Consider the following 26642-nt stretch of genomic DNA (forward strand, 5'->3'; position numbering starts at 1 on the left):
CGGCGTTTGTCGGCTTTGAGCCCAAAGTGCAGTATTTCCGCAATGCAGCTAATGTCGGCTTTCAGGTTTTAATTGCCGACTACTCATCGGTGGGCGAGTAACTGGTGAGCAAGGCGACGTCACTTTCGCCGTGATTATCCTCTTCAATCATCGCCGACACCTTGATGTATCAACTGGCCATCCGTTCTTCGTGGGCGAAGGGGCTGAGGCCAAGCCATTTCTGCATGCAATTTGCGATCTCGGGGGTGCCCGTCAGGACCATCCGTCCGCCTTCCACCGCTTTCTCGACGGTATCGACGCCCATCCATATTGCAGTCATGGTTCGCAGTTGGCTTTCCGCGTAGAGGTCAACTTCGTGACCTGGGTCAGTATAACAAGCCTCGACGCCGGTATTTGGATCTACCAAAAGCCAGTTATTTTGCTTTGCGGTCGCAAGATCATTGAAGACGAACTGAAGGCACACTCGTTTCTTGGGCAACGGGTCAATGTTTAGGCCGCGGTGCATGTCCCAGATCAGCAGTTCTGGGTCGAGATTGTCGAGCGAAAGCCCGCTTTCGACCCATCGTTGCCCCCACACACCGATCCCCATGATGAGGGGCCTCAATTCTTCGCCAGCCGCTGTCAGACGATATTCTTTGACGCCTTTGTCTTTCTTGGCGGACTTGATCACGCCTGCCGCTTCCAGCTCGCCTAGTCGCTTTGACAGAAGCGAAGGCGACATGCGCGGTAAGCCACGCCTGAGGTCATTGAATCGAGTGCTGCCGCACAGGAATTCCCGTAGTAAAAGAGGCGTCCAGCGCGAACACAAGATCTCCGCTGCCATCGCAATCGGGCAAAACTGACCGTAACCACCACTCATGATATCACTCCTTTTTGGGCTGCCAAAGCATCATCTTGAGCGTAGTCGGGATGGCAAATTGCAGCCAGTACAGTTTCTGGACTATCGCCAAGGCGTCGTCCGCGTGATCCTGATGTTGCATTTTGATGGAACGGAGAATTCGCTATGAACAAATTTATTGATCGCGCTAAAACCGCTGCCAACCTGAATGAGACCGCCAAAACTCTGGCAAAAACGTTCGCTGCAAGGGCGGTTGACCATGATGACAATGACAGGTTTATCTACGCCAATTACGCCGACCTGAAAAGCGCCGGGCTGATTTCGGCAGGTGTTCCTGTCGAGCTTGGCGGCGGTGGGGCCGACGTGCGCGCGCTATGTGACATGCTGCGCATTATCGCCGGTGCCTGTGGGTCAACTGGGCTTGCCCTATCAATGCATACCCACCAAGTCGCAATCCCCGCTTGGCGTTGGCATCATCAGGAACCCTCGCGTCCTATGGTCGAACCACTCCTGCGGCGAGTCGTCGACGAAAAAATCGTACTGTTGAGTTCGGGCGGATCAGATTGGATTGGTGGCTCCGGCACGGCCGAAAAAGTAGACGGCGGGTATCGGATTACCGCCCGAAAGGTGTTCTCGTCCGGCGCGCCTGCGGGTGATCTGCTCATGACTGGTGCCATTAGTGCCGAACACGGAAAAAAGACGGTCCTGCATTTCAGCGTACCGCTTTCTGCACCCGAAGTCACTGTGCTGGATACGTGGCGCACCATGGGCATGCGCGGCACCGGATCGCACGACATAACAATCGACGGGTTGTTCGTCGCGGACGACAAAATCCCCCTCAAACGCGCAGCAGGCGAGTGGCACCCAGCGTTTCAAATGATCGCCACCATCGCGTTTCCGCTGATCTATTCAGTGTATCTGGGCATTGCCGAAAGCGCGCGAGAAATTGCGATCGACATTGCCGCAAAGAAACCGATCTGCAGCCGCACCCAGTCTATTGCCGGACGTATGGATACGGCTTTGGCCGCCGCACGCATGGCGCAAACCTTTATGATCGAAGCTGTCGAGCGCAACGAACCCTCGGCAGAGACCATCAATGACGTGATGATTGGCCGACGTCTGGTCGAAGAAAACGCGATCCGGACGGTGGAGCTGGCTATGGAGTTGGCTGGCGGCGCGAGCTTCTATCGCAAGACTGAGCTTGAGCGGCGTTTCCGCGACATTCAGGCCGCGCGGTATCATCCGCTGCAAAAAGAGGTGCAGGCCGAATATGCCGGAGCAATGGCGCTGAGACAGCCAATCGACCAAATATTCTAGCGCCGTACTTGCTCAATTTCGAGTAAACTCAGCACGTCAGGGCTGATCACAACAAAAATGGAATTCGTCATGAAAGTCGCAGTTGTCCAGGAACCGCCCGTCTATCTGAACCTCGCGGCCAGTATGGAGCGTGCGATCAACCTTGTCGCGCAGGCCGCAAAAGATGGTGCCAAATTGATGGTCTTTCCTGAAACATGGTTTCCCGGATACCCGACGTTTTGCTGGCGACTGTCGCCGGGCGCGGACATGGGCAAGACGGATGAATTGTTTGCGTTGTCACAAGCCAATTCCATCGACCTTAGCCGCAATGGCATGGCCCCGTTGCAAGAAGCCGCAGCAGAGCACGAGATGGTCATTGTGGTCGGCTATCAGGAAATCGACGGAGATGTATCGGGCTCGACGATTTTCAATTCCTGCGCGATCATTGATGCCGACGGTCGGATCATGAACAACCATCGCAAGCTGATGCCAACCAACCCTGAACGCATGATTTGGGGCTTTGGCGACGGGTCTGGCCTGAACGTGGTCGAAACTGCGGTCGGGCGTATCGGCGCGCTACTGTGTTGGGAAAACTACATGCCCTTGGCGCGCTATGCGCTTTATGCACAGAACATCGACATATACGTCGCCCCGACCTGGGACACAGGTGACACGTGGCTTGCCACGATGCAGCACATCGCGCGCGAGGGCGGGTGTTGGGTCATTGGATGCGCAACGGCGCTTGAGGCGTCTGACATTCCCGAAGGTATTCCTCATCGCGACATTCTATTCCCGAACAACGATGAATGGGTCAATCCCGGCGACGCCGTCATCTATAAACCCTTCGGTGGAATCGCAGCCGGTCCGATGCACCGCGAAAAGGGGCTTCTTTGGGCCGATATAGATGTATCCGCTGCCCGCGCCTCACGTCGGAAATTCGATGCAAGCGGCCACTATGCCCGCCCGGATGTATTCTCGCTCACCGTCGACAGAAGCCGAAAAGTGCCGGTTTCATTTAGCTGACCGACTGTCGCTAATTGCGAATACGCATGCATTTCACACGCTCAATTGGCAGGGGTGTTTTCAACATTGGCTCGTTCCGAACGCGTTGATAGCAGCCATTCGTGCGCGCGCTGCGAAAGCTCGGTTTGTCCGCTAACCAGACCTCTCCAAACACTTCAAACAAGCTCCTGCAGCGAACGGCGGCTTTGACGCGCTGCGGCGCAGCTTCAGGATTGCCAGGTGAACGGCAGGTTTGGGCCGTCCTTGCTTCTGCAACGTATCGAGAAGTGGCAGATGCTGCGCCGCACCCGAGGTCAGGTTGAGCCCAAACCTTCCAAGATGCCGCACTATAGCGAAGGTCTGCTTCTGCAATTGGCCATTTGACTAGAGGAACCTTCTGACCTTTGCCTTATAGTGCTTAAACGCTGATCCATATTGCTCCTTAAGCCACGGCTCTTCGGCGAAGGGCGCAGCTATAAGGACGATAATTCCAGCCAAGCTGACAAGCGCAGCCCCTGCCGAAGCACAAAGCACGATCCAACCAACAATCATTGCAATATCCGCTACGTATTGTGGATTGCGGGAATAGCGATACATGCCGCTGGTTCGGAGCGATCCTTTCGCACCCCCGGTCTGGGCTATTCCGAACTTCGTGACCTCAGACCAAACAATGATGTTGCCAACAATGATCAGTAGAATTCCAAAGCCAAACCGCAACAGAATTGGGATTGGCAGGCTTCCCCATTCCATGACGCCGAGGACGATCAAGATCCCAAAGAGGGTGAATGTCGGAACCCAAACCAGAATAGGGGTCGCCTAAGTGTAACGCCTTGGCGGCCAAATGCGACGGTCAGGATATGCGATGGACCAAAGTATCGCGGCAAAGGTAGCGGCTGCGATCATAAGGCCGACGAAAAATAAGACAGTCGGCATCATGCGGCCTCATGTTCATGCTGGGTCAATTCGCGTCGTTCTTCCAAGGCTTGGCGCACGATTTGGAAGGCCGATGACAGAAACAACGCGGCCATGATTGTCGCCACAATCAGGTCTGGCCAACCCGTTGTCGTGCCCCATACACCAAGGGCTGCAAACATTACTGCCACGTTCCCAATCGCGTCATTGCGCGAACACAGCCAGACCGACCGGACATTGGCGTCGCCGTCCTTGTAGCGGAGCAATAAAAGAACGCTTGCCAGATTGGTGAGCAAGGCAAGAAAGCCGACAACGCCCATGATTTCTGCCGTAGGGACGCCAGCAAAGAAGACGCGGTAGACCGTCGATCCGAACACCCAATGGCCCATTAGAAGAAGGCTGACCCCTTTGAACAATGCCGCGTTCGTCCGCGCGCGGAGCGAGGCCCCGATGACTGCAAGCGAAATGCCATAGGTGAGCGCATCGCCCGCAAAGTCGAGCGCGTCTGCTTGCAACGCTTGAGACTTGGCCAAATGCCCCGCTGTCATCTCGACGAAGAACATCGTCGCATTGAGCGCGATGACGGTCCACAGCCGCCTTTTGTAGTCACCTGAAACGCCGTCGAACTTGGCGTCTTGTCCGCAGCAACCGGCCATCACACGACCTCCTTTTCCAGCAAAGTGGATTTCGCGGGCAAAAGGTTTTTATCCCCACCAGGAATCGTCGGGACACGTCCTGCACGCATCTGCACAACCCGTCTGTTCATCCAATGTCGAATGAACAGACGATAGGCTAGCCCGCGAAATCCCGTAAGTTGCCGATGATCCTCATAGAAGGCATCCGGGCTATCAAAGACCCCGAAAACCCGATTGATCCCCGTCTTTTGGATGTAAGTGCTTTGACCGGTCCAAGCGACGTTCGGCGCTTGCAGGCAATCGGTGCCTGCTCCGTATGCGCAAAGCGAAGAGCGCTCTGGAAACGCGGCTTGAAGCGCCGTCAAAACGCCCTGATCCAGAATGAAGCCCTCAAGCTCAAGCCATTCTCCGCGATACTGCGCTTCAACCCACGAGTGGATGATATTGCGCGGCGCAAGCGGATAGACCAGCTCCGGCACCACACCACGTTGCAACCGTTTGTCGATGGTAAAGCCGCGAAACCGACAAGGGATGCCCAAGGCGCGCAGCAATGCCATGAGCAGCGTGCCCTTGGTGTTGCACTGGCCGTAGCTATCCGCCAGCACCTTTGAGGCGGGTAAGGCATCGTTAGAATTGTAGCCGAACAAGACCTCGTTGCGGACAAAGTCATAGGCTGCTCCGATGCGTTCGCCCTCTGACAGTTCTGCCCATCCGCGTCGCGCGATGAGCTCTTGAATTGAGGGCGCTTGATAGTCGAGGAGTGGCGTTTCAGATAGATAATCGTGGGACATTTTGAACTCTTCTTTTGTCGTCCCAATTTATATACAGTCTCTAGTAACTAGAGGTTCAAGAGGTATCTTTATGTTTTCGATCGGAGAGCTTTCAAAGCGAACAAAGGTCAAGGTTCCGACCATACGCTACTACGAAGAAATGGGGTTGTTGCCCGAAGCAGAGCGCACGTCCGGCAATCAACGGCGATACGACAACGCTGGGTTGGAACGGCTAAGCTTCATTCGCCATGCGCGTGATCTTGGGTTCTCCATCGAGGCAATCTCATCTTTGATCGAACTCCAAGATCATCCGGATCGGTCATGTGAGGCCGCAACGGTTATTGCAGCTTCGCAGCTTGCGGACGTTCAGGCAAAGATCAAACGTTTACGAACGCTTGAGAAGGAGCTCAGTCGGATATCGAAAGGCTGCGACGGTGAAGGGGCGTCAGAAGATTGCTACGTGCTGGCGTCATTGGCTGACCACAATTTGTGCGTCGGCGAACACAAAAAACCGTGAATGCGGACATTGGACTGTCGAGAGCGAACGGCAGAAATGTCCCGCACAGCTGCCGTCCGATCATCAGAATGCTGCACTCCCTTTCCAATGTCTGCTTCGGGGAAGCTGCGGTGCGGCGCAGTGACACTCAGCCAAGGTCCGCAAAGGGCCGTAGCTCAACGTGACAAGGTGACGAGGTTATAGCTGGCTCGCTATTGTTTGGATAATTTTTTTCCAGTTTCAAGAATGCCGCTTTAGCTTCATCGGTCAACCCATACCGCTCGACGTATTGGGCAAGGACGGAAGCTAATTCGTCACACATACAAGCCTTAGTTATCACAAACATCTCCCGAAAATCGAAGCCTACCGTGAGTTTCTTAACATTTGGTTAAGGAAATCAGCATAGACCAATGAGATGCTCAATACACGTCTCTCGATGCATGGCATGGTCGTTAGTCTCTTGATGGAGAAACAGAATGTATTCCACCTATAAGCGCGCCGAACAGAGTATTCGGTTTCAGACAGATTCAAACGCCCCTTTGGAGGTAACCGCGGAAACCCTGAAAGAATATCAGCGGCAGTATAGAGCGGCGCTTGCTCCGGGCACATTGCGTCATCTTGATCAGTCGCTGAAGTTATTCAAGCGATGGTGCGACGAGAATAGTTTGCCGAACAAGCCTCCGGTTTCACCGCTTCAAGTTGCAAAGTACGTCGAATACTTGGGTGGAAAAGTAAGCCTTCAAACCATCAAAAACCGAATCTGGGCTATCGGTGAGCTCCATAAAGCCCAATTCTTACCGACACCTAGTAGGCACAGATTAGTCGTGCTTACAGTGCGCGCCATGCAAAAACGCTATGGGTCAAGAATTAAGCAAGCGCCTCCCCTTTGCAAGGCTGAGGTCATTGAAGTTTGCAATAGGCTTGGCAAAACTCCGTACGATATACGAGATCGAGCACTATTACTCATGGCGTCTGACAGTTGGTGCCGGGCGTCAGAATTGGTGGCAATGCGCGTTTCAGACATTGACGAACAGTCAGACGGTTCAGGGACAGTGCATTTATTGAACTCTAAGTTTGATCCATATGGGAGAGGAGAGCATGCCTATCTGTCAAAGGTAGGCCTTCGTGCCATAAAGCACCTCATAAAGACCTCTGGTAAAGGTTCGGAGGATTATCTCTTCACATCGCTACGGCCTGTGAAACCCAAAAGCCCAATTGTCCCGACTACAGTTTCTAGAATATTCAAGAAAGTTACAGGGCGCCCTGAAATCTCGGCCCACAGCACGCGCATTGGCGGAGTGCACGATGCATTACGGCTTGGATGTGACTTGGTGCAAATTATGACCTCTGGACGATGGGCCTCACCTGAAATGCCTGCCATATATGGTCGTAAACTCTTAGCTTCCAAGTCGGCCGCTGCTGATGTCTGTAGGGCCTATGAAGACCTCTACCGCGATAACGACTTTTGACGAGATCCAGATATGCTCACCCGTAGCAAGCAGCGAAATACTCAATTTTGCTGATCAAAAGGGCAATGCCACTAATGAAACGCAAGCAAGCCAAGGAGCCCTAACGAAGCTAGGCATGAATGCAGGCACGCATTGAATCGTTGTTGGATTTCGTTTAAGTTGGAGGACGCCGTATGCAACATAAACTACATTCACCGTCACTATCTTGCTCTGAAAACATCGGCTTACTTCCAAATAGAAATTCACCGTACTGGAATATCCTAGAGTATTGTCGGCACATCGGTCTCGAGAAGTTACCCGATGGGCGTCGACATTGGATGGCTCGAGTTAGGTGTCGGAGCGGAAAATACAAACAAACGCGCCTGGGTCTTGTCGGACTATTTGATCAAGGAGGTCTGACATACGAAGATGCACTAACTGCCGCGAACCAATGGTTTCGCCTTCCAGAGATCCAAGCTGAAGCCTCTGAACCCTATGCTGTCGGGGGCACAACAAGACTCAACTACGTTAAATCGAAAGAAGGTTTCACGATAGGGGACGCCTTACAGGATTTTGTCGAGTGGAAGCGGGTTTCAGCGGCAAAAACATACTTCGCGACTAGCTTGTCACTTATCAACCATCATATCGTTCCCAGACTTGGAAGTGTTCTTGTTGAAGAATTCACTGGCCGAACATTTACAGATTTTTGTGTCGATATTCTTGAGTCACCTCCGAAACGAGGTCGGAAAACGCCTGGCCCGAGGGTCCGCTTGGAGGACTTGAGCCATGAAGCGCTTCGAAAACGCAAGAAAACACTTAACACAGTAATCGGTATCTTGCGGCTAGCTCTTCAGATGGCTTGGGAGAACGGCGACATCAAATCTGAAAGGACTTGGCGTTGCATTCGCCGTGTACCACATGCTGATACGCCGAGGCAGTATTTTTTAACGCGAAGTCAGGCGAAACAGTTGTTATCTGCGTGCCGATCAGACCTTTCGAAGCTCGTCCTTGCAGCACTATATACTGGATGTAGGGTCTCAGAACTTGCAATGCTGAGGGTACGCGATGTTGGGGGACATGTTTTTGGTGTCTATGTAGCGCCAATGAAGAGCTACAGAGGTCGGTACGTATTCCTTCCAGATGAAGGGATGTCTTTCATGTTGGATCAAATCGATGGCAAAGATGAAGAAGATTTGGTTTTCAGAATGTCCTCGGGCAAGGCTTGGACAGGCTGCCATAAGCACTTGTTCAAAGACGCGGTTCGACGAGCTGGGCTTCCCGAAGCTTTTGTATTCCATGGCTTGCGTCACACTTATGCCAGCCAACTCGTACAAGCCGGGACACCACTAGCGGTCGTTGCAAGACAGCTTGGACACTCTAATACGGACACCGTGAGCCGCACCTACGGCCACCTATGCTGCGAAACAATTGAGAAAGAGCTTTCGCGAAGGTTCGCACCCCTAAGGCGCGTGCGGAACGACACTCGACTAAAGAAACTACGAGCTTCGCTTCAAACTGATGAAGTACCGATCTGGTCATGGCCGGTTAGCAACCGGAGCAAAGCGTCTGGTACCCTAGTCTCGCTCCTGCGCGCGCGAGAAGATGAATTGAGAAGCTAGGACTTGCTGAGCCGAAGAATTCTCTCTTGGTATGAAACCCTTCGAATGGTGATGAGGTGTAAACCCAGTGTTGCGCTATGGCATGGGAAGGCAAAGTGAACGGCAGCTAAGGGCCGTGCTGAACAATAGGTTTGGAATGTTAGATGCCTATGATGGGACACCGCCGATGGCTCCGTGGCGTTCTGTCCACCGAGCATGCCCGCTCGAAAAGTTGCGGTTTCCGATATTTGAACAAACGCGCACAAGGCGCGCGTTTCTCGATGTGTAAATTGTAAACAGTTTAAGCTGGCAACATCATACTTGGAGTCAAAAGACGCTCCAGCACGAATGGTGTCAAAGCAACGAACTGCGATCCTGTGTGTACTGGCGCTTCAATTGCGGAGGGGGATGGCGCAAAGACGATGTTGGTCGAAGATGACTTCTCGAATTCGATGCGCTCTTTGATTGGTTCACTGCCACTCCGGACGAGGCCGGCCAGAATATATTGCTTGCGTTTGACAGTCTTTGCACCGCCCCGTCGTGAAATGGTGCGCTCAATCCACGCAGGCCCGCCACTGTTACCTGGCATGGTATCAAGCCGGCTGCCAATCAGCGCGCGGTTCATAAAGTCCGGATAGTCATTGGCGCTCTGCGACCTCCCACCGGAGACCCAATTTAGCGCAAAATCGAGCGGTCTAACCCGGTCCACGGCCTGCATCATTTCACCGAGCCGATCGGCCGGATACCCGGCTGCAAATACTCTTTCCTGTCCGACTGTGCGAAGCAATCTACGGGTATGTGTCGGATCCGAACTGATGGTCGCATCTTGTCCTGCCGGATTGGCTGCCTGAGGGGCAGTGAGTGCAAGATTTCTGGATACTGAGGTCCAGCCGTCGAGGCTTTTGACCTTTTTCCCACCTATGTGTTTTGCGCCATTGAAGTCCACAGCAGCGAAATCAGCGGTCATATCACCCAACCCGCGATATTCGCTTGGCAGATGAAAGTTTGCAACGCCGCCATGGTGTCGCGGAATTAACCAGACACCGAACGGTGCCGCGTCGTCATCTAGGCGTGTAACATCCGGTGGGTCTGCCTTCGAAAAACCAGGGATGACGATTAGAGCAGAAGCTGTGCCGAAGTCGCTCGATATCACGTGAGCATTGGTCGCCATTCGGTTTCCGGTCAGCAGCACCCCACTCCCATGTCCAATGGGCCAATTGCCCGTTGATTGCCGGGGGAAGATACTGATGATCTTACACACCCATCGATAGGGTGTTCTGGTGCGCATTCGGTCGGAAACACGAATGCGGTCGTCTTCGCCGATTAACAAATTTGGATAGAATCGTCTCTTGCAGATCCGCCCTGTATCGAGCTTTCGGACAAGTTGCTTTGCCGCTCCACTTGCAGTTCTTCTCCCCGCAAATTTGTGGGTCGAGAACGTCATATCAAACGGGCCACTGACGGATTGTGACGGGATCCACACGACGGCAAAGCTTTTCTTTTCGCCGCGCAGTGCCCTGCGTTGGGGAACCGTCGAGGTAAAGCGTTTGGCGAAGGATATAATGCCTCCTGAAAAGTACTTTCGTTCGTATGCATTCTTGGGCGCAACCAAAAGGTCCCGATTAACTGGGTGATTGCAAATGCGTTGCGCAAGTCGCAACCGTTCAGCGCCGCCGGACACGCCATATGCTTTGCCCGTCGTTGTCATCAAACCGCCTTTTCCGAACTGGATACGATAAAAGCTTCCGGGTTTTGGCGTAGTCAGGATTGGCGCTTGCCTGGTCGAATGGCGAATAAATGCATCTTCCTGAGTATGGATTCCGATATCATTCATTTGATTGGCTCCGCGACGCAACCAGCTGTTTTGTCGGACAGCGGAGGGGCGCTAAAAAAAGGGTCAGATTTCAAAAACAGACTTCGTCTTCAAAATTTTGTTTGCCAAGAAGCACATTAGGCTGACTGACCGACTGGCTAGTAAATTATCGACCTAAGTTTACAACTCGTCAATGGTTTCGACTGAAATGGGTGCTTCAGAGCCGCAATCCAACCAGTTTAACATGCTGCGCAATGCGCGAATGTCTGTTTCGGGGAAGCTGCTAACTCGCTTGTTTAAGTGATGCAAAAGTCGGCTTTGGGCCGTGCCCGTCGTCGGTTTCGTGGACATATGGTTCAGCTGCTGCGCCGCATCCGATGGCGGCAGAGAGCCCAGAGTGAACGATGCTGCATTCCGCGTAGATGCCATTTTCAGACCGGTCGTTGCATCTTCATTGCGCCTCGTTAGGGTCGAACGAATGATGGATGTGGATCGCTTTCCATCTGCCTTCGTCCTTTATGAGAACGAACGTGCTGCGCACACCTGGCGTCGGCGCACTTTGATACCGTAGGAGCGCCGTCACCAATGCAAAGCCGTTGCAGCTTCTAATTTGGGCGTCCTTTATCAAGAGGGGTTCAATTTCCCCTGATTCCGTTTGCTTACCTTTCTGAAAGAACTCGGAAACTTTGGTGAAATGATCTTCAAGGTTTCGAGAATCACAGCCCGAATGATTGTCCCAGAAAGCCGTAAAAGCGCTCGTTGCATAAAGCTGTTTTAATGCTTCAATATCTCGGTGATAGAAGCACAGATTGTACTCACCGATGAAGTCCATTCCTTCTTGATGAACCTCGCTATTGTCTTCCACCTCAATCTCCCACACTGCCTTCCCTCCCTCAGCTTTTGGTTCAGGAGAAACGATGTGGATGTTCGCGCAAAATTTGATCTGGTTCAACCGTCACTAAGTCCCGCGATGCAGCCATGCGGCATGTCGAAATGCTGCGCGCGTGAGGCAATGTCCGCTATGCGGACTGCAACTGCAGCATCCGATAAAGGAGTCGAGAGACCGCAATGGGCCGTGAGTGACCGCCAATGTCGAACCTAAAGGCAGGAATGCTGCAGGGCGGAGAATGGTAGGATTGAGCCCCGAGTGTCACATGCTGCAACCAGAACAAACGACTGATTTAAGCGCTAGGCAGACCTTCGCTGTAGGAGTGGCGGCGCTGGCATCGCGCGAATTAAAGCCGACTTTCGGGTGAAGGACGCCGCAGCTTATTGTGCGCCGCCGTCCTGTACGCGTTCAACCATGCGCAACGCCAATAGCGTAGCTGGGGGCCCAATAACTTCAAAGAATACTGTGGTTGTAATGGTCAGCGTCATTATGGTTGCTCCCCATTGGGGAAACGTATCTGCAGCGACCAGTGCCATGCCAACTGCCACGCCTGCTTGCGGAAGAAGAGCAGGGCCGTAAATATGCCTATGCGCGACGGGCACGCTGCCAATTCGCGCACCTATTTCACAACTCACAATTCGCGCGGCGATCCGAAGTCCGGCATAGGTCAGACTGAACCATCCAAGTGCCCAAAGCGCGTGCAATTCGAGTGATGCCCCCGCGAGCAAGAAGAAGAGTAACATGAATGGCCATTCAATATGCTCGATTTCGTTGAAAGTGCGCTCGTGATGGCGAGCAAAGTTTGCAATATACGCGCCTGCCGTCATGCCCGCAACGAGGCATGAGACGTCGAGCCATATCGCAATCCCCGCAGTCATCAGCACGACACCAATCGCCTCCGTCTGGAGCGGTTCACCGGGCGTCAAGCGACCAGTCAGAATGGCGGACGGAATGCCGACACACAGGCCAAGCAGAATTGCGCCTCCGATATCGCGCCCCGCCCCCAGCATCGGTGCTGCCCAGCCACCGGACTGATCCACAAGCGCAAGACAGATGCTGAACATCAATAGACCCCAAACATCGTCAATCGCGACAATGCCTTTGAGTGTCGACGTGAAGCCGTTGCGCATACCAGACTGGCGGATGACCTCTGAGATCGCAGCAGGGTCCGTTGCCGTCGCAATCGCCCCAAGCAACAGCGCAAGGCGAGGGTCGAGACCAAAAGCTGTGAGGCCGGCCCAGATGGCCAAAGTTGTCCCGATCACGACGCTCAGCGAGATCGAGAAGATCGCCCGCCCATTGCTGGTCATATTCTCGCGCGTCAGCTCGCCACCAAGGAGAAACGCGACCATCGTCAAAGCCACGACAGAAACCGGCTCGAATAGGTCTGTGGCGGATTGTGGCAGGATGTTCAGACCTGCCTGCCCCACAAGAACGCCGAGGAGCAAAAGCATCGTGACGCGCGGCAAACGTGTGAGGTGACCAACCTTGTCAGCCAGCAACCCACCCAAGAACAGCACGCCAAGCGTGATAAGCAGCAGCGCCTGTTCCATCCGGTGTCATCCCTTTTGTTGACCGCCCAGGTTTGAACAAGCAGTCGACGTTTAACGCGTTATCTCAACAGGTTGAGGTCATCCATATCGATCCCCAGCGGGTCACTCAGATCCTCGATCGAGTCATAGAGAAGCTCAAGCGCGTAATGAGGGTTGTGCGCGTAGCTGCCCGGATCAGCGGTGACCAGTTTCCAGTTGTAGGCGGCGCGCAGGCTGCGAGGCGTCCACACGTTATAGGCGACGGGCTGACCATCGATTTGGTCAATGGCCGCGTCACCGTTCGCATCCAGGAAGAAGTACGGATAACGGGTTCCGTCATACACCATCGGTGCAGCAGCCACATCACGCGCGTAGGTCTTGATCGTGTCCAACAACAAACCAGCGTTGGCTTGAATATCGGCGCGAATACCGACGGTCGTATCACCTGTGCCGGAATAGCTCTGCCGTGAAATGCGAATATCTTGCGGAGTATTGGCTTGGTGGCATGTCAGACACGGCTCGAACTCGACCTCAAGGGTGTGGGGTTCGTGACACGAATTGCAGGTTGAAACCGGACGGGCGTGAAAGAAGCGACCGGAATAATCGCGCCCCTCGTACTGATAGCCAGCACCGCCATATCCGCCAAGCCACGAGGCCGCTGCGGTTGCATAGTGCGGGTTGACGAAACGCAACTCGGCGTTCGGGGTATCTAAATTCATTCCCGAAATGGCTGTTTCAACATTGACGCCAGCAGTGCGGCCTTGGTGGCAGGTCATACAAGCGGCTTCGACGCCCTGAACGGGATGCATCAGGCCACTTGGGAATCGCACTACATCAACCTCGGCCAGTCCAGCGTTATGGCAGGTGCCACAATCCACGACCCCGCCCACGTCAATTGGGCCTTCCACGACACCCGCCTCACTTCCGTCCAATCCATGGAACGCACGGAATCCTTCACCCGAATGGCACGACGCACAGGCGGGTCGAATTTCCTCATCTTCATCCCAATGTCTGAACGCTTCGGACGCGACGTTAGCGTGACCCGAACGGAACCAGTCCATAATCGCGTCATTGTTCTCAATTTGGATATCTGCCGCGTTAAACGGTCCTGACTGCGGCAAAGCAAACGGGATGATGCCGTTGCCAGCGCCGGGATCTGCATCCGCATCTTGGCTTTGCACATCATGGGCGCCAAAAATGAACACCAAGAGCAGAAAAGATGCCAAAAGGAAGGTGAAACTTTTAAAGTTAACTCTTTTCATCGGACCCTCGCTTCAAATCTGACTGACTGTTCAGCTATATTACGGCACTGTATGTGTGGCATTGAGCCAAATCAAATCGGGAGCCCTTTTTTCCTGTTAGGCTGCCGATGGCGCGGGGAGAGATAATGCGGATTCTCAGGTTTGGTTCAGGTTTGAATCCGTCGTTTCCGTCACCGCCACTGCGTGATTTGAAACCGGTTGAGATCATCACCCAAGAGGCCGCAATACGCGCGTCATCTGGTCAGACACTTCGCATCGATACACTGGTGCGCGAAAACGACGATGTCCCGCAGGGCGCACCTGTCGCCTGCCTGCGGGACGCTCCGGACGTGAAATTCGTGGCTCCGATGGCCGGACGTATTGCACGGATAAAGCTTCAGCCTGGGCGCAAACTGACTGAAATCGTGATATTTCGTGAAGAAGGCGAGGTGGTTCGCCATGATATCAGCAATGCGGCCGAGAAAATGGGTCTGCGGCGTCTAATGCAAAACTCCGGCATTTGGCCCCTTCTGCGACGGCGGCCATTCGGCGGAATGCCGACACCGGATGAAACCCCCGCGGCGATCCTTGTTATGGCTTTGGACACCCGCCCCTACGCACCCGATCCGCGACAGGCCCTTCAGGGGCGCGAAGCAGCCTTTGAACGCGGCCTTCTGGCGCTGTCCCTGCTATGTGACGGCGAAATTTTCGTGTGCCAAGCCTCAGGTCCAACACTGCTCCAGCGCGCTTCAGGTCGCGGCAAAATCCGTGCGGTAGAGTGTACGGACCGCCATCCGCATGGCTCGGCTGGACTATGCAGTCATGGCCTTGCTCCGGCGACGATCGAAACGCCGGTTTGGGACATTCACGCCGAAGACGTTGCCGCACTTGGCGATCTTGTGATGACAGGAATACTGCCAATGAAACAGCTGGTGCAGATCGACGGAGAGGGCCTAAAGGAAAGCCGACTGGTGAGAACACAACCCGGTGCCGATCTACGTGAACTGACGCTGCGGGCAGCCGCCCACGGTGCGCACGCCCTGATGTCCGGTTCGCCGTTGGACGGGCACGAAGCACATTGGCTTGCGCCGCGTCACAGGCAAGTGACAGTTCTGCCCCGCGGTTCAAATTCAGCATCGCCACATTGGTTTACCGCGGCGCTCACCCGATCCAGCCTTCCCAAACCGGTGATCCCGACGGCGGCGCTCAGGCAGGCGTTTGGAGTAGCCTTGCCCGCTGTCGCGCTGGTGCGGGCATTAAGTTCGGGTGATGACGAACTGGCGATGAAGCTTGGCGCGCTTTCCCTGCTTGAAGAGGATTTAGGGCTAGCCGATTATGTCCTCGGCGGCGAGGCCCATTTGGCCGTGCTGTTGCGCCGAATGCTGGACCGCGTTCAAACGGAATTCGCGCCATGATGAAAGGGCTGTGGGATCGCGAAACGACTGCGTTGATGCTGCTGGCCGCCTATATGCCACTGGCCCTGTTCTGGCTTTGGTATGGCGGTTCGCAGGCGCTAGCAGGTCTTGGGCTTGCCATGTTGTGTCTGACTGTCTGGAACCTCGTTTTTATGCTGGCCCGCGCCCAGCCCCCGTCATTTGCGGCGATAATTACAGCTTTGGCTTTCGCGATGCTCGCTCCCGAAGAACTCGGGGCGTTCAGGCTGGTGTTGGGGCTCAGTTTTGGGGCGGTGATGGGGGAACTCGTTTTTGGAGGCTGGGGGCGAAACGTCGTCAATCCGGCGACCGTGGCGCTGTCATTTCTTGGTTTCGGGTTTCAGGGTTTTGACTGGCCCGTCTTTGATGTTCCGGTCGTTTGGGCCGCTATTCCGGCCGCAGTCATCGGGGTCGCGACAGGTGTGATGCCTGCGGCTGTCATTCTGGGTGCAGTGGCCTTAGGAGTGGTGGCACTGGCTTTGGGCGCGCCCATCGATGCCGCGCTCCCTGCCGCTGGTGTTGTTCTTGTCCTTCTGGTCGCTGATCCGGTGACAAGTGCGGCAACCACGCTTGGCCGTTGGTTAAACGGCATGGTCTATGGCGGGCTTGTAATCATGTTTGCAACCGGTTGGACCGGGGCCGCGCCAGTTCAAATCGCAGTTGCAGCGGCGCTTTTGGCCTCACTGGCCGCGCCGCTTTTGGATGAAATTGCGGTCAATCTCTGGATCGTACAACGCAGGAGGCGACATGGCCGGAACTGACTGGAATCCTTGGCGTCGCCTATTGGCACTGCCGAATACAAGCCGCACCAAGACAATCGTCGTGGCGTTCTTGGTATCGGCCATTTGTGCTGTGCTGGTAAGCGGCGCCACCGTTCTTTTGCGGCCTATACAAACTGCAAACCGCGCGGCAGAGGAACAGGCGCGGATCGCAGATCTTGTGCAACGGATTCCTGGAATGTCCGCCCTGTTGGAACAAGCAGGCGGAACGCTGTCGACGGTTGTGATCGACCTAGAAAGTGGCCGCGCGGCGACGGACATTTCGACCGAAACACTCGAAACCGCACTTGCCGATCAGGCGAATTGGACAGCGCTAGAGGCCGGATCAGACCTTGCTGGCCTTGGCTACCGGCCCAATTATGCGCAGATATTTCTGCTGCGCGACGGCGATACCATCCTTTTGGCGCTCCTGCCGGTTGCTGGACAAGGGTATGGCGGACGCATTGATGCAATCGTCGCTGTGAATGGCGACATGAACACCATCGCAGGGATCGCGATTACCCAACATTCAGAAACCCCTGGTCTTGGCGCGCGTATCGAAGACCGGTCGTGGCAGGGCAGTTTCCCCGGCACGCTGATCCGTGACCCAAGTGGGCAAATCCGGTTCAATGTGGCGCGGTCCACCGCAAGCACGGATTATCAGGTCGATGGCATCACTGGCGCGACCCGTACTGGCAACGGCATCACGAACATGATGCGGTTCTGGTTGGGGCCGGACGGTTATGGCCCGCTGATCGGCGCAATCCAACGGGGGGAGTTCTAGCCGATGACGTCGCGCACCTCTTTCTGGACGACATTGACCGATCCGCTGATCCGGCAAAATCCGGTGACACTGCAAATCCTTGGAATATGTTCGGCACTGGCGGTGACGACGACACTGGCCACGGCTGTGACAATGTCGGTTTCGCTGACAGTTGTTCTGACGCTGGCGGCAGGGATCATCAGTGTCATTCGCAGGCACATCCCCGACACAATCCGGCTGATTGTTCAGATCGTGATTGTGGCGTCGCTGGTGATCGTGATCGACCAAATTTTGCAGGCATATTTTGCCGATATCAGTCGCGCATTGTCGGTTTATGTCGGGCTTATTACAACGAACTGTCTGGTTCTTGGCCGCACCGAAGCCTACGCGCGATACCATGCGCCGTTGCCGTCAATGGTCGATGCATTTGGCAACGGGCTTGGCTATTCGTTCGTTTTGATCGTGATCGGAACGATCCGAGAGTTGTTCGGTCAGGGACAGTTGTTCGGTGCCCAAGTGCTACCGCTTGCTGATGAAGGCGGCTGGTTCACGCCGCTTGGCATGATGCTGCTGGCACCTTCGGCCTTCTTTCTTTTGGGCGGCCTTGTTTGGGTCGTGCGGTCCGTGTGGTCAGAACAAGCCGAACCGCCCGAGCATTCGCCCCCCTTGCGACCGGAGCCCGTAGAATGAACGACGCCTGGTCCTTTTTCCTGTTTGCCGCCTTCATCGACAACATGCCCCTGACGTTGTTCTTGGGCCTGTGCACGTTCCTTGCGCTGTCGCGTCGGACCGAAAGCGCGATTGGTCTTGGCATTGCGATGATCGGCGTTCTGGGGGTGACGGTGCCGCTGAATAATCTGATCTATAAGGGATTGCTTGCTCCAGGCGCTTGGGCTTGGGCCGGACAGCCTGATCTTGATTTGTCGTATCTGGCACTGATTGCTTTTATCGGCGTGATCGCCGCAACTGTGCAGCTCTTGGAGATGCTGCTTGATCGGTATTTCCCTGCCATTCACTCAGCGTTTGGCGTGTTCCTACCGCTGTTGACGGTGCAATGCGCGATCCTGGCCGGAAGCCTTTTCATGGTTGAACGTCAGTACACGCTGACAGAATCCGCAGTTTTTGGTGTGGGCAGTGGCGTTGGGTTTGCCGTGGCAGTTATTATGCTTAGCGCGATCCGCGCACGCCTGTCCTATGCCGACTTACCTGCAGGGCTGCGGGGGCTTGGCATCGCGTTCATTCTTACGGGGCTGATGTCTTTGGGCTTTGCCTCTTTCGCTCAAATGGCGGCGTCGCCATGAATGAAATCGTACTTGGCAGCATGGTCATCGCCCTCCTCGTCGTCGGCTTGGCGATCGGCCTTTTGGTCGCGCGGAGCAGATTGGTGCCAAGCGGGACCATTATGGTGTCGGTTAACGACATCCCACCCATTGTGGCACAAAGGGGCGCAAAGCTTCTGGGTGTCTTGCACGACGCCGACATTCGCATTCCCGCTGCCTGCGGTGGATCGGGTACCTGTGGGCTATGTCGTGTGACTGTGTCAGGCGAAGGTGCCGGAGAACCGCAAGCGACCGAGCGCGGGGTTCTTTCCCCAAAGGAAAGGCGCGACCATGTTCGCCTTGCTTGCCAGACAACATTGCGGGGCGATTGCGCGGTGCAGGTGGCCGACGATATCCTCAGCGCGGGCGGCGGCGTTGTGTGTTCCGTCGCATCCAGCCGGATGCTTGCGCCGCTTATTCGCGAGATCGTTCTTGATTTACCCAAAGATCATTCATCGGCCTTTCGGGCTGGCGATTTTATGCAAATCACCGCACCAGCCTATGAGCTCGACTTTGCATCGTTTGACGTAGACGCGCGGTTTGCCGACGTCTGGGACATCAATCGGTGGAACAGCTTGACCGTTAGGTCTGAAACCGATGTCACCCGCGCTTATTCGCTCGCCAGTCGCCCCGAAGACATCGGGCGTGCGGTGTTTAATATCCGTCTTGCCGTGCCACCTGCGGGGCGCGAAGCGGATGTGCTGCCAGGGCTGGTGTCGTCGTGGCTGTTTTCGCTCAAGCCGGGCGATCTGGTCAACGTATCGGGGCCGTTCGGGGACTTCCACGTTCAACCGACAAAGCGCGACATGGTCTTTGTCGGGGGCGGCGTGGGCATGGCACCATTACGTTCGATGATCCATCAGGAACTCGGGCGCGGCACGACGCGGCGCATCCAGTATTTCTATGGCGCGCGTGCTGCGGCCGATATGTTCTACGCGGATGAATTCGAAGACCTCGCGGCAAAGTTCGAGACTTTTAGTTGGACCCCGGCCCTATCGGACCCCGCACCGGGCGACCGATGGACCGGCGAGACTGGTTTCATCCATGAGACAGTCAAGACGGTATTGGGCGCACATTCCGCACCCGAGGATTGCGAATACTATTTGTGCGGTCCGCCAGTGATGATCTCAGCCGTTCTGGGCACACTGGAACGGCTCGGCGTCGAACGGAGTTCGATTTTCTACGATGATTTTGGAGGCTAAGAAATGACAAACAGCGCCCTACGCCCGACTCGTCGCAATGCCCTCGGCATGATCGGGGCAACAATCGTCTTGCCGCAAATTGCGCAGGCCGCAACAACGCAAAGCATAGAAGGCGCAGCATTCGGAACGACATGGCAGTTGGTCGCGTCGCATCATGATGACCTTGAACGCCTGCGGGCAGACATTGACGCGTTGTTCGCTATAATTGATCAACAAATGTCGCCGTGGCGTTCAGACAGCGACATCAGCCGGTTCAATACGATGGGCGCAGGTCGGCATCGCGCAGATCCAGAGATGATCCTAGTTACGACGGCAGCGCTGGACCTTGCGAAGGCAAGTCATGGTGCATTTGATCCCACGGTCGGCCCCCTTGTTGCGCGGTGGGGATTTGGGCCAATCCTCGGTAGCCCTACCGCGGATTGGCGCGGGCTTTCAGTTGGCAGTGGTGACATCGGCAAAACCCACGACGACCTTACGCTGGATTTGTGCGGAATCGCCAAAGGCCGCGCCCTCGACCTCGCCGTTGATCTGGTTAAGGCCCGCGGCGTCGATAATTTCTTGTTCGATGTGGGTGGGGAGCTAAAGGCTGTTGGGCAGCATCCTGCGGGTCGATCGTTTCAGGTCGCGGTGCAACACCCCGCGGCAGGCCAGCCTGCCCCAGCCACCCTCAAGCTTGCCGATGGTATGGCCGTGGCAACATCGGGACTGCGCACGCAGAGCTATGAACTCGCGGACAACACGTATGGGCACATCATCGACCCCAGAACGCGTGCGCCTGCCAAGAGTCACCTTTTGTCGGTCACGGTCATGGGACGGGATGCAATGATAGCGGACGGCTGGGCGACAGCGCTGTTCGCGGCAGGCCTGTCAAGCGGTCCAGACCTCGCCCAAAGCAAGAATATTGATGCCTTTTTTCTTACTGGAGAAGGCGCTGGAATCTCGTCTGTAAGAACCGGCGCGATAGAGGGAGCGTTGTTATGATGGAGCTCTTGATTTCAATTTTTGTCTTCGGGCTTGCGGCAGCTGGGCTTGGGCTGGGGCTTACCTTTGGGCGTGGACCAGTGCGCACCAGTTGTGGAGCTGCGGCTGGTTTGAAAAACGATCGCTGTTTGGACTGTCCTTTGCGCCGAAACACCGCAGCGGAAAGGGCAGAGCAATGATCGAGCACCGGATCACATCGATCATGCGGCGCGACGTCCAGACACTTGCGCCAGAAACACCGATACGGCAGGCGATCTCCATTCTGCTCGAAGCACGCGCAGCCGCCGCACCCGTGCTGGGCGAAGACGGACAACTCGTCGGCATTTTGACCCAGAAGGACTGCTTCCGTCCTGCCTTGCACGCAAGTTATCATCAGGAATGGACTGGCAGCGTGGACGATCAAATGTCTCTGAACGTCATTACCGTTTATGCAAGCGACGACGTGATCCGCGTCGCAGAAATGTTCTTGTCCCACTCACACCGTGTCTTTCCGGTCTTGGAGGGAACCCAAGTCATTGGGATGGCGCATCGCTCTGATGTGCTCACATTCATGTTGCGAGAGGGATAAACTTGACCGCCGCGGCTTGCGCAAAGCCGACGTCGGGCACCAAGAAGTGTTGAGCATCGCGAAAGGTTAGCTAAGTGTGAGGGTCCGCTTTGGAGATACCGCACCACAGCTTATGTGGTTGCGATGAGCGGCAGCTTTAGGCACGAAGCACCAGTTGGCATCAAAAACCCCAAGGTCTGCAAAGTCCGCATAGCGGACATCGAACCTGCAAGAATACTACTCGATCGATCAATGTCCGGTCTGGGAGAGCTGCGCCGCGGCATTGCAATGGAGACGGCATGTCCGGTATTTGGGCCGTTAGCAGTCGGTCATCGTTTTCTAAAGTGTGACCCCACTAGCCAGCGAGTCCATCAGATCAACAAATTCCATCTGACTGAAAACGACCCATTTTCCGAAAGTGGGAATTAAAGTGGGAACACCCTTCATAACATTTAGTTAAATCGTTATAAATCAATGACGTGAGCGGAAAGTATGGCTGGGATGGTAGGATTCGAACCTACGGTACACTGTACCAAAAACAGTTGCCTTACCACTTGGCTACATCCCAACAGTGAGGGGTGATTTAATGCGCCTTGACGAGCGCTTCAACCCCAAAATCGCGGGTTGTGGCATCGCAGGGTGCGGTTTAAGCCCAACTTTATGGACGCACGGGTTATAATCATCGGCGCAGGCGCTGCGGGCATGATGTGCGCGATTGAAGCAGCGCGACGCGGGCGCTCGGTTTTGGTACTCGATCACGCCAAAGCGGCAGGCGAAAAGATCCGCATTTCCGGCGGTGGGCGGTGCAACTTCACCAACCTCGATATCCAGCCTGAACGGTTCTTGTCGCAAAATCCACGCTTCGCGCTTTCGGCCCTCAAGCGGTTTACGCAATGGGATTTTATCGCGATGGTCGATGCAGCGGGTATTCCGTGGCATGAGAAAACGCTTGGCCAGTTGTTCTGCGATCGGTCCGCCAACGACATCATCGCCCTGCTGCTTGATCAGATGGAAAAAGCGGGCGCGCGCCTCAGGTTGAACGCCACTGTTCACGAGGTCGGCCAGTCAACTGACGGTAGGTTCCAGATAGAAAGCTCGGCCGGAGCGCTGACCTGCGAGAGCCTCGTGATTGCCAGCGGCGGTAAGTCCATTCCAAAAATGGGCGCGTCAGGCTTTGGCTACCGCGTGGCGGAGCAATTCGGCCTGCCGCTGATCGAAACACGCCCTGGCCTCGTTCCCCTGACCTTTGCCGAACAAGAACTGGCTCAGACCCGCCCGTTGGCCGGAACGTCCGTTCAGGCGGAGGTGGCTTGTAACGCCGCAAGGTTCAGCGAGGGGCTACTTTTCACCCATCGCGGACTATCGGGGCCATCGATACTCCAAGCGTCGTCCTACTGGAGGGAAGGCGATGCCCTCACCGTCAATCTGGCTGCAGGATCGGATGTTGTCGCTGAATTGAGCGCAATGCGCACAGAAGCTGGGCGGGTGTCAGTCAAGAACGCACTCGCGCGGATCATCCCTGAAAAGCTCGCGGCAATTGCGGTCGCAGAAACTGGATTACACGGAAATCTGGCGGATCAGAGCAATGCCGCCTTGGAGGTCTTAGGCGCACGGGTGCATGGATGGCGCATCAAGCCTGTCGGCTCGGAAGGATATCGAACCGCAGAGGTCACGCTTGGGGGTGTAGATACAGACGCGTTGGATGCGAAAACGATGCAATCCCGATCTGTGCAGGGCCTGTACTTCATCGGCGAAGTTGTTGACGTGACCGGCTGGCTCGGCGGTTACAACTTCCAGTGGGCGTGGTCCTCTGGCTGGGCCGCTGGGCAGGTTGCCTGATCTCCGGACCTAATCCCCCGCGCGCTAAACGCGGCAGGGGTCGGCTTTTGCCAAAGCGTCAAATTGCATCAGGCCTTTGATGAGCGCAGCCATTTGATCCAACGGGATCATGTTCGGGCCGTCCGATGGGGCATTGTCGGGATCTTCGTGAGTTTCGATGAACACGCCCGCAATGCCAAGACTGACCGCCGCGCGTGCCATCACTGGCGCAAATTCTCGTTGACCTCCGGTCGAGCCGCCCTTCCCGCCCGGTTGTTGCACCGAATGGGTCGCGTCCATGATCACCGGATAGCCACCCTTCGCCATCGTGGGAAGGGCGCGCATGTCTGCCACCAGCGCGTTGTAGCCAAAGGACGTGCCGCGTTCGGTCAATAGGATGTTGGTATTGCCGGTGCTTTCCACCTTGGAGACCACATTCGGCATGTCCCACGGGGCCAAGAACTGGCCCTTCTTGATATTGACCACAGCACCCGTTTCGCCAGCGGCAATAAGCAGGTCGGTCTGGCGACACAAGAACGCCGGAATTTGCATCACGGTCACCGCTTGCGCGACGGCTGCGCAGTGCTCTGGAGCGTGAACGTCGGTCAGGGTCGGGCAGCCGATTTCAGCGCGCACTTCGTCCATGACGCGCAGTCCTTCATCGATACCAAGACCACGTTTACCAGACAGCGATGTCCGGTTGGCCTTGTCATAGCTCGCCTTGAACACATAGCCCGCGCCCGCTTCTGCACAGACCTTTGCCATGGTTTCCGCGATCATCAGGGCGTGGTCGAGGCTTTCCAACTGGCAAGGCCCAGCAATCACCGTCAAGGGCAGGTCATTGCTGCATTTGAGCGCGCCGATATGGATGGTTTTCATGGGAATTACACCTGTTCGCGAAGGATGGAGGCCGTCAGCGAGACCATCAGGTAAATTCCGGCGAAGATCAAGAAGGCCAGAATGGTGTTCTCAAAGGAACGCGGATAAGTCGGCTCGTCGGGGGCCACTGGGCTCACGCCCACCGACAGGTAACGCACCTGACGATTGGCTTCCAAGCGGGCGGCTTCAAACTGCGCCTCTGCAGCAGCGAGGAATTCCTGACGCATCGCCAGATCCCCCTGCGCCACCATCAGTTCTCCCGAGATACGCGCAAGTGATCCGGTGTTGGCATTGCTCTCGGTGAGTTGCGCACGGTATTCCGCGATGAGCTTTTGAAGCTCCCCGATCTTGTTTTCCGATGCGCTGACTTTTGCTTGGTTCGGACGCGGGTTTGCAAGGAACTGCTGCAACGAAATGCGTTCGGTCAAAAGCTCGGTCTCAAGCTGGGTGATCTGTCCGAAAATTGCCTGCACTTCGCTCTCGGGGCTCAACACGCCCAGCTTTTCCTGAAGTTCGATTATGCGCTCTTGAGCGGCCCGCATCTTTTCTTCGGCTTCGATGCGGCTCTCTGCAGCTCCGTCCATCTGATCCCCGCGCAAGCGCGATGTCAGTTGGTCGACACGCTCTTCGGCGTAGTTGATAAGTTTCTTGGAAAACGCAGCGGATGTTTCAGGGTCAGCGGCGCTGACTTCCATCTTGATCACGCCCTCGGCAGGGTCGTAGCCGATCCTGACGTGTTTTTTGTAAAGCGAGTAAGCCGCCTCGTTGGTGCTATCGAGCTCAATGCGTTGAAGCGCGTCAATATTCGCTTGCGAGAAATGGGTTTTGAACCCTTCGTCCTCGTTCAGACGCACCATCGCGTCCCGCGACTGAAGGTAACCCTGAACGGTGATACTGTCCTGCGATGTCGCGAGCCCCGTTCCAGAGAACAGACCGCCCAGCTGACCGGCAGAGGATGGCTCTGCGGTCTGAATGATGAACTCTGACTTGGTGGCGTACATAGGTGTCGCCACGAGGTAGTAATAGTATCCGGCAACAAAGGTCGGGAGCATCACAAATACCATCATCCGGATGGCCAGCAGCGTCGCACGGCGGCGACGGCGTTTCGCGATATCGCGTTGGATTGCCATAATATCAGAGGCGCGGCGATCCTCAGTTATTACTTCCGTCGAAGGCAAGGACGGCTTCACGGAAACCGTTGAGGGAAGTTGCGTCTTCGCTGTCTCCCCGTCATCCAGTCCGGTTTTATCAGGGACCACCAACTCCAGCATGTTGGAGCGTTTGAAAGGGTCGATCCCCTTTTCGCGCAGCAACCGCACCGCATCATAGTCGGATACAGGCGCTAGCCCCTGCTTTTGCGCGACGCGCCGCGCCATACGCAATTGGCGCCCCGTAAGTCCTTCGCGACGGATCGCATCGATAACTTCTGCGGGTGATTGTGGGGGCACTGAAGGAGCTTCCGTGGCGTCTGGCGAAGACCGGAAATCCTGTGCCCCAAACCCGTCGTCACGGGGCGTGTCGAACATCATTTCCTCTTTCTGCAAAACCTCAGCCACTGCGGCTTTGGCCGCGTCAAGGGACGGCGCAGCGACGGTGTCCGATGCAGTCGGTGCAGCACGCATCATCGGCGAAGCCCCTTCGCTGCGACGGATGCGATACTTCTTAGCTTTGGGTTTCGTAGTCATACAGTCGCTTCGCTTCTTCCAAGGTGTCGAACATCACCAGCTTGCCCTTGCTCAGGACCGCCGCTGACCGACAGAATTTCTCCAGCGTTTCCGCCTGATGGGATACCACAATCACCGTGGCCTTCTTCAACCGATCTTTGAGGATGGAGCCCGCCTTGCGGTTAAACTCCACGTCGGTGGTGGCTGGCATGCCTTCGTCGATAAGGTAGATGTCAAATTCCAACGCCAGCATGAGCGCAAATGTGAACCGCGCCTTCATACCCTGGCTGTAAGTGCCAACCGGCATGTCGAAGTATTCCTCTAGCCCGCACAAGTACCGGCAGAAGGCTTCGATATAGTCGGGATCAAGGGAGTAGAGCTTGGCAATGTAACGCGCATTTTCGCGGGCCGTGTGCTTGGGCACGACGCCTCCCATGAAGCCCAGCGGGAACGAGATACGTGACGTGCGAATGATTTCGCCCTCGTCCGGCTTCTCTAGCCCCGCCATCATGTTGATAATTGTCGTCTTGCCAGTCCCGTTCGGCGCAAGAATTCCTATGGAATGACCCAGTTCCACGCGAAAGGACGCGCGGTCAAGGATCACCTTGCGCTGCGTGCCAGTCCAGAAAGACTTGCTGACGTCCTGAAACTCTATCATCTCCGGGGAAACCCCCTACCTCATCTAGTCCGCATGTCCCCTGCGGATCCTTTGGGGCATTCTAGGCACCCTTTAAGGCCGCATTATGTCGGATCGGCCCCCTACATTTCAACGCTATAACGTTAAATAAGGCGTGAATCGAACAAGACG

General features: G+C 55.6%; 27 protein-coding genes and 1 tRNA gene. 15 read left to right on the forward strand and 13 right to left on the reverse strand.

The window, feature by feature from the left end; all coding sequences use genetic code 11:
* Positions 1 to 169: 169 nt before the first annotated feature.
* Positions 170 to 859 (reverse strand): winged helix-turn-helix transcriptional regulator, encoded by a 690-nt coding sequence (locus tag BM352_RS00985; RefSeq protein ID WP_090211331.1) that lies wholly within the window; start codon positions 857 to 859, stop codon positions 170 to 172.
* A 144-nt stretch (positions 860 to 1003) separates the two neighbouring features.
* Here BM352_RS00985 and BM352_RS00990 point away from each other — a divergent pair, with 144 nt between their 5' ends.
* The 3 genes from BM352_RS00990 to BM352_RS18880 all read left to right on the forward strand — a co-directional run bounded on the left by BM352_RS00990 (position 1004) and on the right by BM352_RS18880 (position 3520).
* Complete coding sequence (locus tag BM352_RS00990) at positions 1004 to 2155, forward strand: acyl-CoA dehydrogenase family protein (RefSeq protein WP_090211334.1); 1152 nt, start codon at positions 1004 to 1006, stop codon at positions 2153 to 2155.
* A gap of 69 nt (positions 2156 to 2224) precedes the next feature.
* Positions 2225 to 3157 (forward strand): carbon-nitrogen hydrolase family protein, encoded by a 933-nt coding sequence (locus BM352_RS00995; protein WP_090211335.1) that lies wholly within the window; start codon positions 2225 to 2227, stop codon positions 3155 to 3157.
* Between the two features lie 219 nt (positions 3158 to 3376).
* Positions 3377 to 3520 (forward strand): hypothetical protein, encoded by a 144-nt coding sequence (locus BM352_RS18880; protein ID WP_175500589.1) that lies wholly within the window; start codon positions 3377 to 3379, stop codon positions 3518 to 3520.
* Here BM352_RS18880 and BM352_RS01000 read toward each other — a convergent pair whose 3' ends face one another.
* The 3 genes from BM352_RS01000 to BM352_RS01010 all read right to left on the reverse strand — a co-directional run bounded on the left by BM352_RS01000 (position 3521) and on the right by BM352_RS01010 (position 5474).
* On the reverse strand, positions 3521 to 3886 hold the full coding sequence (locus tag BM352_RS01000; protein ID WP_090211337.1) for a methyltransferase family protein: 366 nt from the start codon (positions 3884 to 3886) through the stop codon (positions 3521 to 3523).
* Between the two features lie 182 nt (positions 3887 to 4068).
* Positions 4069 to 4704 carry a cation efflux transmembrane domain-containing protein gene (locus BM352_RS01005; protein WP_090211340.1) on the reverse strand — a complete coding sequence of 212 codons (636 nt, stop codon included), beginning with the start codon at positions 4702 to 4704 and terminating at the stop codon, positions 4069 to 4071.
* Positions 4704 to 5474: a transglutaminase-like domain-containing protein gene (locus BM352_RS01010; RefSeq protein WP_090211342.1), complete on the reverse strand. Its 771-nt coding sequence runs from the start codon at positions 5472 to 5474 to the stop codon at positions 4704 to 4706. The genes BM352_RS01005 and BM352_RS01010 overlap by 1 nt, the downstream gene beginning before the upstream one ends.
* Before the next feature lie 70 nt (positions 5475 to 5544).
* Between BM352_RS01010 and BM352_RS01015 the strand changes: the two genes are divergently transcribed.
* From BM352_RS01015 to BM352_RS19280, 3 genes are all read left to right on the forward strand, one after another.
* Positions 5545 to 5970 carry a MerR family transcriptional regulator gene (locus tag BM352_RS01015; RefSeq protein ID WP_090211345.1) on the forward strand — a complete coding sequence of 142 codons (426 nt, stop codon included), beginning with the start codon at positions 5545 to 5547 and terminating at the stop codon, positions 5968 to 5970.
* Between the two features lie 455 nt (positions 5971 to 6425).
* Positions 6426 to 7418, forward strand: a complete 993-nt coding sequence (locus BM352_RS01020; protein WP_090211348.1) for a tyrosine-type recombinase/integrase — start codon at positions 6426 to 6428, stop codon at positions 7416 to 7418.
* Positions 7419 to 8251: 833 nt separating this feature from the next.
* Complete coding sequence (locus BM352_RS19280; protein WP_425434549.1) at positions 8252 to 9016, forward strand: tyrosine-type recombinase/integrase; 765 nt, start codon at positions 8252 to 8254, stop codon at positions 9014 to 9016.
* A gap of 280 nt (positions 9017 to 9296) precedes the next feature.
* Here BM352_RS19280 and BM352_RS01030 read toward each other — a convergent pair whose 3' ends face one another.
* From BM352_RS01030 to BM352_RS01050, 5 genes are all read right to left on the reverse strand, one after another.
* Positions 9297 to 10829, reverse strand: coding sequence for a trypsin-like serine peptidase (locus tag BM352_RS01030; protein ID WP_139229767.1), 1533 nt, complete (start codon positions 10827 to 10829; stop codon positions 9297 to 9299).
* 159 nt (positions 10830 to 10988) lie between these two features.
* The gene (locus BM352_RS01035; protein WP_090211356.1) at positions 10989 to 11237 is read right to left on the reverse strand and encodes a hypothetical protein; all 249 of its coding nucleotides are present in this window, start codon (positions 11235 to 11237) and stop codon (positions 10989 to 10991) included.
* Positions 11238 to 11259: 22 nt separating this feature from the next.
* Positions 11260 to 11760 carry a nuclear transport factor 2 family protein gene (locus tag BM352_RS01040; RefSeq protein ID WP_139229768.1) on the reverse strand — a complete coding sequence of 167 codons (501 nt, stop codon included), beginning with the start codon at positions 11758 to 11760 and terminating at the stop codon, positions 11260 to 11262.
* 317 nt (positions 11761 to 12077) lie between these two features.
* Positions 12078 to 13250 (reverse strand): cation:proton antiporter, encoded by a 1173-nt coding sequence (locus tag BM352_RS01045; RefSeq protein WP_090211360.1) that lies wholly within the window; start codon positions 13248 to 13250, stop codon positions 12078 to 12080.
* A 59-nt stretch (positions 13251 to 13309) separates the two neighbouring features.
* Positions 13310 to 14455, reverse strand: a complete 1146-nt coding sequence (locus BM352_RS01050; protein WP_245780883.1) for a cytochrome c3 family protein — start codon at positions 14453 to 14455, stop codon at positions 13310 to 13312.
* A gap of 224 nt (positions 14456 to 14679) precedes the next feature.
* Here BM352_RS01050 and BM352_RS01055 point away from each other — a divergent pair, with 224 nt between their 5' ends.
* From BM352_RS01055 to BM352_RS01095, 8 genes are all read left to right on the forward strand, one after another.
* A complete protein-coding gene (locus tag BM352_RS01055) occupies positions 14680 to 15885 on the forward strand; it encodes a Na(+)-translocating NADH-quinone reductase subunit A (RefSeq protein WP_175500590.1) in 1206 nt (401 codons plus the stop codon).
* The gene (locus tag BM352_RS01060) at positions 15882 to 16664 is read left to right on the forward strand and encodes an RnfABCDGE type electron transport complex subunit D (RefSeq protein ID WP_090211368.1); all 783 of its coding nucleotides are present in this window, start codon (positions 15882 to 15884) and stop codon (positions 16662 to 16664) included. The genes BM352_RS01055 and BM352_RS01060 overlap by 4 nt, the downstream gene beginning before the upstream one ends.
* A complete protein-coding gene (locus BM352_RS01065) occupies positions 16651 to 17445 on the forward strand; it encodes an FMN-binding protein (RefSeq protein WP_090211370.1) in 795 nt (264 codons plus the stop codon). The genes BM352_RS01060 and BM352_RS01065 overlap by 14 nt, the downstream gene beginning before the upstream one ends.
* A gap of 3 nt (positions 17446 to 17448) precedes the next feature.
* Positions 17449 to 18114, forward strand: coding sequence for an NADH:ubiquinone reductase (Na(+)-transporting) subunit D (locus tag BM352_RS01070; protein ID WP_090211373.1), 666 nt, complete (start codon positions 17449 to 17451; stop codon positions 18112 to 18114).
* Complete coding sequence (gene nqrE / locus BM352_RS01075) at positions 18111 to 18725, forward strand: NADH:ubiquinone reductase (Na(+)-transporting) subunit E (protein ID WP_090211376.1); 615 nt, start codon at positions 18111 to 18113, stop codon at positions 18723 to 18725. The genes BM352_RS01070 and nqrE overlap by 4 nt, the downstream gene beginning before the upstream one ends.
* The gene (gene nqrF, locus BM352_RS01080; protein ID WP_090211378.1) at positions 18722 to 19945 is read left to right on the forward strand and encodes an NADH:ubiquinone reductase (Na(+)-transporting) subunit F; all 1224 of its coding nucleotides are present in this window, start codon (positions 18722 to 18724) and stop codon (positions 19943 to 19945) included. Before nqrE ends, nqrF begins: the two co-directional genes overlap by 4 nt.
* Before the next feature lie 3 nt (positions 19946 to 19948).
* The gene (locus BM352_RS01085; RefSeq protein WP_090211381.1) at positions 19949 to 20926 is read left to right on the forward strand and encodes an FAD:protein FMN transferase; all 978 of its coding nucleotides are present in this window, start codon (positions 19949 to 19951) and stop codon (positions 20924 to 20926) included.
* Between the two features lie 175 nt (positions 20927 to 21101).
* Positions 21102 to 21494: a CBS domain-containing protein gene (locus tag BM352_RS01095; protein ID WP_090211384.1), complete on the forward strand. Its 393-nt coding sequence runs from the start codon at positions 21102 to 21104 to the stop codon at positions 21492 to 21494.
* A gap of 472 nt (positions 21495 to 21966) precedes the next feature.
* Here BM352_RS01095 and BM352_RS01100 read toward each other — a convergent pair.
* A tRNA-Gln gene (locus BM352_RS01100) sits at positions 21967 to 22041 on the reverse strand.
* A gap of 92 nt (positions 22042 to 22133) precedes the next feature.
* Between BM352_RS01100 and BM352_RS01105 the strand changes: the two genes are divergently transcribed.
* Positions 22134 to 23312: a BaiN/RdsA family NAD(P)/FAD-dependent oxidoreductase gene (locus BM352_RS01105; RefSeq protein ID WP_090211385.1), complete on the forward strand. Its 1179-nt coding sequence runs from the start codon at positions 22134 to 22136 to the stop codon at positions 23310 to 23312.
* 24 nt (positions 23313 to 23336) lie between these two features.
* On the opposite strand, the gene kdsA is transcribed toward BM352_RS01105, so the two are convergent.
* From kdsA to BM352_RS01120, 3 genes are read right to left on the reverse strand one after another with little or no spacing between them, the layout of a single operon-like run.
* Positions 23337 to 24170, reverse strand: coding sequence for a 3-deoxy-8-phosphooctulonate synthase (kdsA, locus tag BM352_RS01110; RefSeq protein WP_090211387.1), 834 nt, complete (start codon positions 24168 to 24170; stop codon positions 23337 to 23339).
* A 5-nt stretch (positions 24171 to 24175) separates the two neighbouring features.
* Positions 24176 to 25855: a KpsE/RkpR family capsule polysaccharide export protein gene (locus BM352_RS01115; RefSeq protein WP_090211390.1), complete on the reverse strand. Its 1680-nt coding sequence runs from the start codon at positions 25853 to 25855 to the stop codon at positions 24176 to 24178.
* Positions 25833 to 26492: an ABC transporter ATP-binding protein gene (locus BM352_RS01120; RefSeq protein WP_090211393.1), complete on the reverse strand. Its 660-nt coding sequence runs from the start codon at positions 26490 to 26492 to the stop codon at positions 25833 to 25835. Before BM352_RS01120 ends, BM352_RS01115 begins: the two co-directional genes overlap by 23 nt.
* Positions 26493 to 26642 lie beyond the last annotated feature (150 nt).

The organism is Litoreibacter janthinus (assembly GCF_900111945.1).
GTDB classification, from domain to species: domain Bacteria; phylum Pseudomonadota; class Alphaproteobacteria; order Rhodobacterales; family Rhodobacteraceae; genus Litoreibacter; species Litoreibacter janthinus.